This is a genomic window from Streptomyces africanus, assembly GCF_002150735.1.
In the GTDB taxonomy this organism is placed as follows: Bacteria; Actinomycetota; Actinomycetes; order Streptomycetales; family Streptomycetaceae; genus Streptomyces; species Streptomyces africanus.
Map to the genome: position 1 here is coordinate 1 of NZ_MUKA01000319.1, position 9,660 is coordinate 9,660.

Here is a 9,660-nt window from a genome sequence, read left to right on the forward strand (position 1 = left end):
CCGCCGGGGGGTCGTCAGCGGGCCCTGCTGGACTTCCGTCGCGGGCTGCTCGCACAGAACCTGACGCGTTCCCCGCAGGCGGCACGGGCCGCCTACCGCCGTGCGCACGCGGGTGCGACGGCGCAGTCCGACCCGCTGCTGCCCCCACCCCGCCTCGGCGACGACGCCGGGTACCTTCCAGCGCCGTCAAGCCGTCGCCGCCGGAGGGGCCGGGGTCAGCTGCCGTGCCAGCCAGGTCGGCACACCCCCGAGCAAACGGAACAGTCGCCGGGCCTCCTCCCGCAGGCGCGAGGCCTCCGGCTCCGTCTCCGTGTCGGCGAGCGACACCAGCGCCGGTGCCGTACCGACGAGATAGCCCAGCTCCTCACGGATCCGCAGTGACTCCGCGAAGCCGTGCCGGGCCTCCGCCAACTCCCCGTCCCGCAGGGCGAGTCCGGCCAGATGCCGCCAGGTGAAGGACAGCAGCAGCGGGTCGGACTGCGCCGTCGCACCCGCGTGCGCACGGCGGTAGGCGGCCCGTGCCGCCTGCGGGGAACGCGTCAGGTTCTGTGCGAGCAGCCCGCGACGGAAGTCCAGCAGGGCCCGCTGCGGAGCCCCCGGAGGGATCAGCGCCGCGGCCCGCCCCAGCGCCGCCCGCGCCTCGTCGGCCCGGTCGCGCACCGCGAGCAGCGTCGCGGCGTAGGCCAAGTACCCGCGTTCACAAGCGGCCGCGCCCCGCTCGTCGTCGCTGTGGGCCAGCGCCTCCGCCGTGCGCAGGGCGTCCTCGGCCTCCTCCCAGCCCTGCTCCGTGTACAGACACCGTTCCACCAGCAGGGACGCGCGTTGGAGCGCCGCCGCTGGGGTGTCCGGTAGCAGCAGGGCGGCTGCGTCGGACCAGCACGCGCGTGAGCGCAGCCGCCATACCGCGGTCTGGAGGGGATCGTCACCGGCGGTCGTTCCGTTACCAGACATGGCGGAATGCGCCACGTTGCCCTCCCCGAGCACGCCATCGAGCTGTTGAGTGGTGGCGGCATCTCAGCACGAATCGCGGGGCCGGGCCAAGAGGGTGGGTGAAGGATTTCACAAAGTCGTGGGACTGAGGGGCGTCCCGCGTTTGGGGCGGGACACCCCTTGTCTCAGCTCATCCGCAGCGCCAGGAAGAAGTCCAGCTTGTCCTCCAGGCGGGACAGGTCACGGCTCGTCAACTGCTCGATGCGCCCGACCCGGTAGCGCAGTGTGTTGACGTGGAGGTGCAGCCGGCCGGCGCAGCGCGTCCAGGAGCCGTCGCAGTCCAGGAACGCCTCCAGCGTGGGGATCAGCTCGGCGCGGTGGCGGCGGTCGTAGTCGCGCAGGGGGTCCAGGAGGCGGGCCGTGAAGGCGCGGCGGACGTCGTCCGGGACGAAGGGGAGGAGCAGGACGTGGGAGGCCAGCTCCTGGTGGCCCGCCGCGCAGACCCGGCCCGGGCGGGCCGCCGCCACCCGGCGGGCGTGGCGGGCCTCCTCCAGGGCGCCGCGCAGGCCCTCCGCCGAGTGCACGGCCGCGCTGACGCCCAGCGTGAGTCGGCCGTCGTCGTCCAGCCCGGCCGTCAGGGGGTCCCGTACGGACTCCAGGAGCGCGTCCGCGAGGACGCCGGTCTCGGAGTCGTCGTGCTCCGTCGAGACGGCGGGGAGCGGGACGAGGGCGATGGCCTCGTCACCTGTGTGGGCCACGGCGATGCGGTCGGAGGGCTCCGGGCCCGCCGACAGGGGGTCGACGAGGATCTCCTCCAGGAGGGCCTGGGCGACCGGGCCCTGCTCGATCTCGGCGCCGTCCCAGTCGACGCGGGCCACGACGACCTGCCAGTGCGGCGCGGCGCCGAGGCCGGGCAGCAGGACCGGGGCGGCCACCCGCAGGCGGGCGGCGATCTCCGCGGGGGCCGCGCCCGTCTGGACCAGTTCAAGGAGCTCCTGGGCGAGGCGGCGGCGGACCGTGCGGGCGGCGTCGCGGCGGTCCCGCTCGACCGCGATCAGCTGGGTGACGCCGTACAGCAGGTCGAGGCGCTCCTCCGCCCAGTCCCCGGCGTCCGCCTCGACGGCCAGCAGCCAGTCGGACAGGACGGTCTCCCGGGCGTCCCGGGCGGTCTGCGGGGCGCGGCCCGCCGAGCGGATGGGGAAGAGGGAGTAGGTGGTGCCGCCCAGGAGGACGCGGTGCGGGGCGCGGCGGCCCGTGCGGGTGGCGGCCAGGTGTTCCGCCGCCAGCCGGCCGCAGGCCTCGGCGGTGAGGGCGGGGCCCGACGTCTTCGGGCCCGCGATGAGGCGGCCGGTGGGGGAGAGGACCCAGGCGCGCAGGTCCAGGTCGGAGCCCAGGAGGTCCAGGACGACGTCGGGGCCGCCGCCCGCCGGGCCGGAGGTCATCATCCGGCGGTGGCGGTCGACCACGGCCGCGAGGTCGCCGGCGCGCTCGCCGGAGACCTGCCGCACGACGTGCTCGGTGATCGTCGCGAAGGCCACCGACTCGTGCACCGCGAAGAGCGGGAGGCGGTGGCGGGCACAGGCCTCGACCAGGTCGTCCGGGACGTCCCCGAGTTCGGCCTCGCCCGCGGCGAGGGCCGTGACCCCCTCCTGCACCAGGATCCGCACGAACGGCTCCGAGTCCGCGGCGTCCCGGCGCCAGGCCAGGCCGGTGAGCACCAGTTCGCCGCCCGAGAGGTAGCGGCTGGGGTCGCGCAGGTCGGTGGTCATCACACCGCGCACGGTGCGGTCCAGCTCGTCCTCGCCGCCGAGCAGCTTGAGGCCCAGCGCGTCGGTGTCCAGCAGTGCGCGCAGCCGCATTCTCGTCGCCGCCGTTCTTTGTCTCGAAATCCACGGTGGATCTTGCCGGTCCTGGCTGTGTCCCAGGTCACGCGGCTGTGTCGCGCGTTTCCACAGGAAAACGAGGAGGTTTCCCAGGGCCTCCGTTCATACGAATCTACAAGATGACCGTCCTGGCCAGCCAACTCCTTCATGGTTTCCGTGACTGACCCCGTCGGAGCACAGGCCTGTGTACTGAGTCCACTACGCGTGAACAGCACATGAACGAGCCGGGACCGCCGCACACGGATTGGCTCAATCTGAACGCCCCACGAGAAGACGAAGAAGAGAGCCGGTCATGGACTTCCTTCGCCCCGCCAGCTGGGAGGAGGCGCTCGCCGCGAAGGCCGAGCATCCCACCGCTGTGCCGATTGCGGGTGGCACCGACGTGATGGTCGAGATCAACTTCGACCACCGCCGGCCCGAGTACCTCATGGACCTGAACCGCATCGGCGACCTCTGTGAGTGGGAGGTCGGCGAGGACAGCGTACGGCTGGGTGCCTCGGTGCCCTACACGAAGATCATGGAGCACCTGCGCGCCGAGCTGCCGGGGCTCGCCCTCGCCTCGCACACGGTCGCCTCCCCGCAGATCCGCAACCGCGGCGGCGTCGGCGGCAACCTCGGCACCGCCTCCCCGGCCGGCGACGCCCACCCCGCCCTGCTCGCCGCGGGCGCCGAGGTGGAGGTGGAGTCGGTGCGCGGGGCGCGTCGCATCCCGATCGACGCGTTCTACACGGGCGTGAAGCGCAACGCCCTGGCCCCGGACGAGCTGATCCGGGCCGTGCACGTGAAGAAGGCCGACGGGCCCCAGCAGTTCTCCAAGGTGGGGACCCGGAACGCGATGGTCATCGCCGTGTGCGCCTTCGGGCTCGCGCTGCACCCGCGGACGCGGACCGTGCGGACCGGCATCGGTTCGGCCGCACCGACACCCGTTCGGGCCAAGACGGCCGAGGAGTTCCTGAACGCGGCCCTGGAGGAGGGCGGCTTCTGGGACAACGGGAAGATCATCACCCCGTCGGTCGCCAAACAGTTCGCGGACCTGTGCTCCGCCGCCTGCAACCCGATCGACGACGTCCGGGGCACCGCGAGCTACCGCCGCCACGCGGTCGGCGTCATGGCCCGCCGCACGCTGACCTGGACCTGGGAGTCCTACCGCGGCGCCCGCCGCACCACCGAGGGAGCTGCGTGATGCGCGTCAATTTCACGGTGAACGGCCGTCCGCAGGAAGCCGACGACGTGTGGGAGGGCGAGTCCCTGCTGTACGTGCTGAGGGAGCGGCTCGGCCTGCCGGGCTCGAAGAACGCCTGCGAGCAGGGCGAGTGCGGCTCGTGCACGGTCCGGCTCGACGGGGTGCCGGTGTGTTCGTGCCTGGTCGCCGCCGGGCAGGTGGAGGGCCGCGAGGTCGTCACCGTCGAGGGGCTGGCCGACTACGCCAGGCAGCGCTCCTGCGCGAGCGACGCGTGCGGTACGTCGCTGCAGAACGCCCAGCAGTGGGAGGCCACGGGTGACTCCCAGACCGGCGAGGGCACCGAGCTGTCCCCGGTCCAGCAGGCGTTCATCGACGCCGGCGCCGTCCAGTGCGGCTTCTGCACCCCCGGTCTGCTGGTCGCCGCCGACGAGATGCTGGAGCGCAACCCGACCCCGACCGACGCGGACATCCGAGAGGCCCTGTCGGGCAACCTGTGCCGCTGCACCGGCTACGAGAAGATCATGGACGCGGTTCGCCTGGCGGCCGCCCGGCAGGGAGAGGCGGTCTGATCGTGTCTTCCCCCAACGGAACGCCCACCAAGATCACCCAGGGCTCGCAGACCAAGGGCGGCATCGGCGAGTCCACGCTCCGCCCGGACGGCACCCTCAAGGTCACCGGCGAGTTCGCGTACTCGTCCGACATGTGGCACGAGGACATGCTGTGGGGCCAGATCCTCCGCTCGACCGTCGCGCACGCCGAGATCGTGTCCATCGACACCGGCGAGGCCCTGGCCACGCCGGGCGTCTACGCCGTGCTGACGTACGACGACCTCCCGACCGACGTGAAGAACTACGGGCTGGAGATCCAGGACACCCCGGTCCTCGCCCACGGCAAGGTCCGTCACCACGGGGAGCCGGTCGCGCTCGTCGCCGCCGACCACCCGGAGACCGCGCGCCGCGCCGCCGCGAAGATCAGGGTGGACTACCGGGAGCTGCCCGTCATCACCGACGAGGCGTCCGCCACCGCGCCGGACGCGATCCTCGTCCACGAGAACCGCGACGACCACCACGCCGGGCACGTCCCGCACCCGAACATCGTCCACCGCCAGCCGATCGTCCGCGGTGACGTGGCACAGGCCCGCGAGCGGGCGGACGTGATCGTCGAGGGCGAGTACACCTTCGGCATGCAGGACCAGGCCTTCCTCGGCCCCGAGTCCGGCCTCGCCGTGCCGGAGGAGGACGGCGGCGTCCACCTCTACATCGCCACCCAGTGGCTGCACAGCGACCTGCGCCAGATCGCGCCCGTGCTCGGCCTGCCCGAGGACAAGGTACGGATGACGCTGTCCGGCGTCGGCGGCGCGTTCGGCGGCCGCGAGGACCTGTCGATGCAGATCCACGCCTGCCTGCTGGCGCTGCGCACGGGCAAGCCCGTCAAGATCGTCTACAACCGCTTCGAGTCGTTCTTCGGGCACGTCCACCGCCACCCCGCCAAGCTGTACTACGAGCACGGGGCGACCAAGGACGGCAAGCTCACGCACATGAAGTGCCGGATCGTCCTGGACGGCGGCGCCTACGCCTCCGCCTCCCCGGCCGTCGTCGGCAACGCCTCCTCCCTGTCCGTCGGCCCGTACGTGATCGACGACGTGGACATCGAGGCCCTCGCCCTCTACACCAACAACCCGCCCTGCGGAGCCATGCGCGGCTTCGGCGCGGTCCAGGCCTGCTTCGCCTACGAGGCGCAGATGGACAAGCTGGCGAAGAAGCTCGGCATGGACCCGGTGGAGTTCCGGCAGCTCAACTCCATGGAGCAGGGCACGCTCATGCCGACCGGGCAGCCGGTCGACTCGCCGGCCCCGGTCGCCGAACTCCTGCGCCGCGTCAAGGCGATGCCGATGCCGCCGGAGCGCCAGTGGGAGTCCAGCGAGGGCGCCGACCTACGGGAGCTGCCGGGCGGCCTGTCCAACACCACGCACGGCGAAGGCGTCGTACGCGGGGTCGGCTACGCGGTCGGCATCAAGAACGTGGGCTTCTCCGAGGGGTTCGACGACTACTCGACGGCGAAGGTCCGGATGGAGGTCGCCGGCGGCGAGCCCGTCGTCACCGTCCACACGGCCATGGCCGAGGTCGGCCAGGGCGGTGTCACGGTGCACGCGCAGATCGCCCGCACCGAGCTCGGCGTCACCCAGGTGACGATCCACCCGGCCAACACGCAGGTGGGCAGCGCCGGTTCGACGTCGGCCTCCCGGCAGACGTACGTCACCGGCGGTGCCGTGAGGAACGCCTGCGAGCTGGTCCGCGCGAAGGTGCTGGAGATCGGCCGCCGCAAGTTCGGCTCCTCCCACCCGGCCTGGGCGACGGCCGAACTGCTGCTGGAGGGCGGCAAGGTCGTCACCGACGGCGGCGAGGTGCTCGTCGACCTGGCCGACGTCCTGGAGGACGAGGCCGTCGAGGTCGAGGAGGAGTGGCGGCACCGGCCGACCGAGCCCTTCGACCTGCGCACCGGCCAGGGCAACGGGCACGTCCAGTACTCCTTCGCCGCGCACCGGGCCGTCGTCGAGGTCGACACCGAGCTCGGCCTGGTGAAGGTCATCGAGCTGGCCTGCGCCCAGGACGTCGGCAAGGCGCTCAACCCGCTGTCCGTGCTCGGCCAGATCCAGGGCGGCACGACACAGGGCCTGGGCGTGGCCGTCATGGAGGAGATCATCGTCGACCCGAAGACGGCGAAGGTGAAGAATCCCTCCTTCACGGACTACCTGATCCCGACCATCCTCGACACGCCGACCATCCCGGTCGACGTCCTCGAACTCGCCGACGACCACGCCCCGTACGGGCTGCGCGGCGTCGGCGAGGCACCCACCCTGTCGTCGACGCCGGCGGTCCTCGCGGCCATCCGGAACGCGACCGGGCTCGAGCTGAACCGGACTCCGGTACGGCCCGAGCATCTGACGGGTACGCAGCTCTCCGAGGGCTGAGCAGTCACGATCCCCTGGGGGACTTAGGTCCCCCAGGTCCCCTGTTCGTCTCGGGCCGTCCCCCGGGTCGTGAACATCCCAACCCCCTTTGAAACTTGGGAGACGGCATCCATGACCCAGCAGTCACTTGAGCCGAGGACCACAGCCGAGGACGCGGGCGAAGGCACCCGCGTCCCGGCCGGACGGTCCTGGCTCGACCGGTACTTCCACATATCCCGCAGAGGGTCCACGGTCGCGCGCGAAGTGCGCGGCGGCGTCACCACCTTCATGGCGATGGCGTACATCCTCCTGCTCAACCCCCTGATCCTGTCCGGCAAGGACGCGGCGGGGCACACCCTCGCGCAGCAGGGCCTGATCACCGCGACCGCGTTCGCGGCGGCCCTCACCACCCTGCTGATGGGTTTCGTCGGCAAGGTGCCGCTCGCCCTCGCCGCAGGCCTGTCCGTCTCCGGGGTCCTCGCCTCCCAGGTCGCACCCGCGATGACCTGGCCGCAGGCGATGGGCATGTGCGTGATGTACGGGGTGGTCATCATGCTGCTGGTCGTCACCGGCCTGCGCGAGATGATCATGAACGCGATCCCGCTCGCGCTCAAGCACGGCATCACCATGGGCATCGGCCTGTTCATCGCCCTCATCGGCTTCTACAAGTCCGGTTTCGTGCACCAGGGGAAGGCCACCCCCGTCACGCTCGGCCCGGCGGGCGAACTGGCCGGCTGGCCGGTGCTGCTCTTCGCCGGCACCCTGCTGCTGATCTTCATGCTCCAGGCCCGGAACATCCCGGGCGCCATCCTCATCGGCATCGTCAGCGGCACGGTCGTCGCCGCGGTCCTGAACGCCGCCGGCGTGATCGACCCCGGGCAGTGGGCGGCCGGCGCCCCCGAGCTGCACGGCAGCGCGGTGTCCATGCCCGACTTCTCGCTCTTCGGGGAGGTGGAGTTCGGCGGCTGGGGCGAGGTCGGCGCGATGACCGTCGGCATGATCGTCTTCACGCTGGTGCTGGCCGGGTTCTTCGACGCGATGGCGACCATCATCGGCGTCGGCACCGAGGCGAAGCTCGCCGACGGCAAGGGCCGGATGCCGGGCCTGTCCAAGGCGCTGTTCATCGACGGCGCCGGCGGCGCGATCGGCGGTGTGGCGGGCGGCTCGGGCCAGACGGTGTTCATCGAGTCCGCCACGGGGGTCGGCGAGGGAGCCCGCACGGGTCTCGCGTCCGTGGTCACGGGAGCGTTCTTCGCGGCCTGCCTGTTCTTCACGCCGCTCACGGCGATCGTGCCGCAGGAGGTCGCGTCCGCCGCCCTCGTCGTCATCGGCGCGATGATGCTGATGAACGCCCGGCACGTGGACTGGGCCGACCGGGCCACCGCGATCCCGGTGTTCCTGACGGTCGTGCTGATGCCGTTCACGTACACCATCACCACCGGTGTCGCCGCGGGCGTCATCTCCTACGCCGCCATCAAGACCGCCCAGGGCAAGTGGCGCGAGATCGGCGCCTTCATGTGGATCCTGACGGCGGTGTTCCTCGTCTACTTCGCCCTCAACCCGATCGAGAGCTGGCTGGGCGTCCACTGACGCCCGTCGCACCGGCCGTGCAGCCCTGAAGGAGACCGAGACAGATGCTGGACATCGCCGAGGAGCTGAACCGGTGGGCCGAGCAGGGCCGTGACTTCGCCGTGGCCACCGTGGTGGCCGTCGGCGGCAGCGCGCCCCGGCAGCCCGGCGCCGCGCTCGCGGTGGACGCCGACGGCACGGCGATCGGCTCGGTCTCCGGCGGCTGCGTGGAGGGCGCGGTCTACGAGCTGTGCGAGCAGGCGCTGCGGGACGGCGAGACCGTCCTGGAGCGCTTCGGCTACAGCGACGACGACGCCTTCGCCGTGGGGCTGACCTGCGGCGGCGTCATCGACGTCCTGGTCACCCCGGTGCGGGCCGGCGACCCGGTCCGCCCGGTGGTCGCGTCCGCGCTCACCGCCGCCGCGCGCGGGGAGGCGGCGGCGGTGGCGCGGATCGTGTCGGGCCCGCGCGAACTGACGGGCCGGGCGCTGCTGGTCCGGCCCGACGGCTCCTGCGAGGGCGGCTTCGGCGGCCACCCGGAACTGGACCGCACGGTCGCCGCCGAGGCCGGCGCCTTCCTGGACGCCGGCCGCACCGGCACGCTGGAGATCGGAGAGCAGGGCTCTCGCTGCGGAGCACCGCTCACGGTCCTGGTCGAGTGCTCGGTCCCGGCGCCCCGCATGATCGTGTTCGGCGCGATCGACTTCGCCTCCGCGCTGGTCCGTATCGGCAAGTTCCTCGGCCACCACGTCACGGTGTGCGACGCGCGCCCCGTCTTCGCGACCCGGGCACGCTTCCCGGAGGCCGACGAGATCGTCGTCGAATGGCCCCACCGCTACCTGGAGCGCACGGACGTCGACGCACGCACCGTCCTGTGCGTCCTGACCCACGACGCCAAGTTCGACGTGCCCCTGCTGAAGCTGGCGCTGCGGCTGCCCGTGGCGTACGTCGGTGCCATGGGCTCCCGCCGCACACACCTGGACCGCACCGCGCGCCTGCGTGAAGTCGGCGTGACCGAGCTGGAGTTGAGCCGGCTGCACTCGCCGATCGGGCTGGACCTCGGGGCCCGCACGCCCGAGGAGACGGCCCTGTCGATCGCGGCGGAGATCGTCGCCGGGCGGCGCGGCGGCAGCGGGGTCTCGCTG

7 protein-coding genes are annotated in these 9,660 nt (G+C 72.2%); 5 read left to right on the forward strand and 2 right to left on the reverse strand.

What is annotated here, in order from left to right:
- Positions 1-186: 186 nt before the first annotated feature.
- Together CCL05_RS33105 and CCL05_RS33110 are read right to left on the reverse strand one after the other, a co-directional pair.
- Complete coding sequence (locus CCL05_RS33105; RefSeq protein ID WP_425275961.1) at positions 187-951, reverse strand: hypothetical protein; 765 nt, start codon at positions 949-951, stop codon at positions 187-189.
- Positions 952-1,115: 164 nt separating this feature from the next.
- Positions 1,116-2,789 carry a PucR family transcriptional regulator gene (locus CCL05_RS33110; protein ID WP_086564348.1) on the reverse strand — a complete coding sequence of 558 codons (1,674 nt, stop codon included), beginning with the start codon at positions 2,787-2,789 and terminating at the stop codon, positions 1,116-1,118.
- 316 nt (positions 2,790-3,105) lie between these two features.
- Between CCL05_RS33110 and CCL05_RS33120 the strand changes: the two genes are divergently transcribed.
- The 5 genes from CCL05_RS33120 to CCL05_RS33140 form a co-directional block, all read left to right on the forward strand.
- Positions 3,106-3,996: an FAD binding domain-containing protein gene (locus CCL05_RS33120; protein ID WP_086564349.1), complete on the forward strand. Its 891-nt coding sequence runs from the start codon at positions 3,106-3,108 to the stop codon at positions 3,994-3,996.
- Complete coding sequence (locus tag CCL05_RS33125; protein ID WP_086564350.1) at positions 3,996-4,565, forward strand: (2Fe-2S)-binding protein; 570 nt, start codon at positions 3,996-3,998, stop codon at positions 4,563-4,565. The genes CCL05_RS33120 and CCL05_RS33125 overlap by 1 nt, the downstream gene beginning before the upstream one ends.
- 2 nt (positions 4,566-4,567) lie before the next feature.
- A complete protein-coding gene (locus CCL05_RS33130; protein ID WP_086564351.1) occupies positions 4,568-6,967 on the forward strand; it encodes a xanthine dehydrogenase family protein molybdopterin-binding subunit in 2,400 nt (799 codons plus the stop codon).
- A 111-nt stretch (positions 6,968-7,078) separates the two neighbouring features.
- Positions 7,079-8,536, forward strand: coding sequence for an NCS2 family permease (locus CCL05_RS33135; RefSeq protein ID WP_086564352.1), 1,458 nt, complete (start codon positions 7,079-7,081; stop codon positions 8,534-8,536).
- Between the two features lie 44 nt (positions 8,537-8,580).
- Positions 8,581-9,660, forward strand: a 1,080-nt coding sequence (locus tag CCL05_RS33140) for an XdhC family protein (RefSeq protein WP_086564353.1), incomplete at its 3' end; no start/stop codon positions are given.